1 protein-coding gene is annotated in these 2100 nt (G+C 48.3%); it reads right to left on the bottom strand.

Annotation, left to right across the window (positions count from 1 at the left end; translation table 11 throughout):
* Nucleotides 1-83 precede the first annotated feature (83 nt).
* A complete protein-coding gene (gene ltrA / locus DEU29_RS13840; protein WP_133540987.1) occupies nucleotides 84-1355 on the bottom strand; it encodes a group II intron reverse transcriptase/maturase in 1272 nt (423 codons plus the stop codon).
* Nucleotides 1356-2100: the final 745 nt, after the last annotated feature.

The following is a 2100-nucleotide window of genomic DNA, read 5'->3' as shown; positions in this document are numbered from 1 at the left end:
ATATCGAGTAGGGTGAGGCGTCACCGCCTCATCCCTCTCACAGAACCGTACATACGGGCCTCGTATACGGCTCATGCACATAGTTATTTAGCATAATTGCTAAACACATATCCAGTTTCAACATGCTCCAGGTTTATCAGTCCGAGTTTATCGAACCAGCTGTTTGGCATCGCGTAGCTTGCCAGAGGGCTTTTTGCGCTACGCCAACTCGTCATGTTTATGGATGCGAACTTACCCTTGTACCCATGCTGCCGTAGCCAGCGATGGAGGCGGCTCGCCTTTTTCCATAACTTAAGTTGGATACTGCGCAAGCGGCGCCTTAGCCAGCCTGCAAGTTGCCTGAATGTCCTGCTCGCATTGGCTATCTTGAAGTAGTGACTGAACCCTCTTAATAGTGGATTTAGTATTTTAATGACTGAGTGCAGCGGGATCCCTCCATTGCGTTTCGTCATCTGCTTTAGCTTGGCTTTGAACGCGATAATTTTCTTCGGCTGTATGCGGGTCTGTTTCGTCCCGATTTCTACCCCGAGGAACTTTACACCTTCATCACTATGTGTGATGTGTGTTTTGCTCGTGTTTACGCTCAGCTTTAGCTTTTCTTCTAAGATATATGTTGCCTGTGCTTTAGCATTTTCTGCCGCTGCACGACTACAACACAGGATAAGGATGTCATCTGCGTAGCGCACAATACGGTGACCACGCTGTTTCATTTCCTTGTCGAACGCATCCAGATAGATGTTCGCTATCAGTGGACTTATCACGCCACCTTGCGGACTTCCTGTTTCTGTCTGCTGCCAATGCCCATCAACCATTACACCGCTTTGTAAGAGCTGAACAATGAGATTCAGCACACTGCCATCGCGTACCCGTCGCTTGATACCCGCTATGATAAGCCTATGGTCCAGCTTATCGAAGCATTTCGACAAGTCCATATCCACCACATGCTCTCGTCCGTATCGACGGATGAACATCGTGGCTTTATTAATAGCATCGTGACAGCTCCGCTTAGGTCTGTAACCAAAGCTTGATGGATGGAACTGCTCTTCGAATATCGGTGTAAGGATGTCATTCAAGCACTGTTGAACTACTCTGTCCCTTACCGTTGGGATACCCAGTAAGCGCTCTCCTCCACCGTCTTTCGGAATGGTAACCCGTCTAACCGGCTGCGGTTGATAGCGCTTGGTTTTGAGTTCGAGAAGAAGCTGGGTAAGTTCATTATCCAGATTTGAGGCAAACTCACTCAGGCTCTGCCCATCGATTCCGGCCGCGCCTTTCGCTTTGAATACCTTTTTAAACCCCTTGTACAGTCTTGCTTTATTAAGTAAATGACCGTACAAACTATAATAAACTCGCACGCTTCTCCCCGAAGATGGTGTGCTGTGTGGGGGCGGGTGTTTTCTCTTCGTGTTGGTCTGTTTCACGTTGCGGTTAAGCGTGCTAGCACAATGGCAATCTACTTAACTTTTACAACGTTACTCCCAAGTACAGTTTCGTAATCAGTCTGTCGTCTCCACGACAAACCCAGTACAAAGACCTCGATAGCTAATCGACTCGTGTACCACTAAAAAAAAACATCTGCTCATCACAGACTTACTATGTACTTCCGCCCTTCGCAATCATTATCAGCTTTTGACTGTTAACGACTCCATCAAACATCGTGTTGATGGTCAGCTCGGTTTTATCCTCCGCACCATTACTGGCTTTCACAGGCCGAGCCTTACTCACTACTACGGCATCATCTGCCACCTCGCACCAACACCTTCCTTGAGTCGCCTCTTGGATAGATGTTTCTGGTTTATCACCAGAGATAGTGTCAGGCTTCCCCAGTTACTGCACTGGCTCCCTGTTAGAAATTCCACCCTCAAACACAAAACAGGACTGACTGAGTATCGGGCTTCACGCTATTTTGCACGCTTACCCTCCTGTCCTGCCGAATCAGGTTCACTTACGTTGTGTACCTCTAACTTCCTATGGCTTCCTTCAGACCCTGCCGTTGGCCAGCAACGCCCTTGCCATTCGGATTATCTTCCCCTCAGTCAGGGTGATCCAGGCTTCTTACAACCTGGCGGGTTTGCCAGCTTCGCTGGGCAAACAAAAAAG

Source organism: Idiomarina aquatica (genome assembly GCF_004362895.1).
GTDB lineage: Bacteria > Pseudomonadota > Gammaproteobacteria > Enterobacterales > Alteromonadaceae > Idiomarina.
This window is presented reverse-complemented; position numbering and strand designations above follow the sequence as displayed.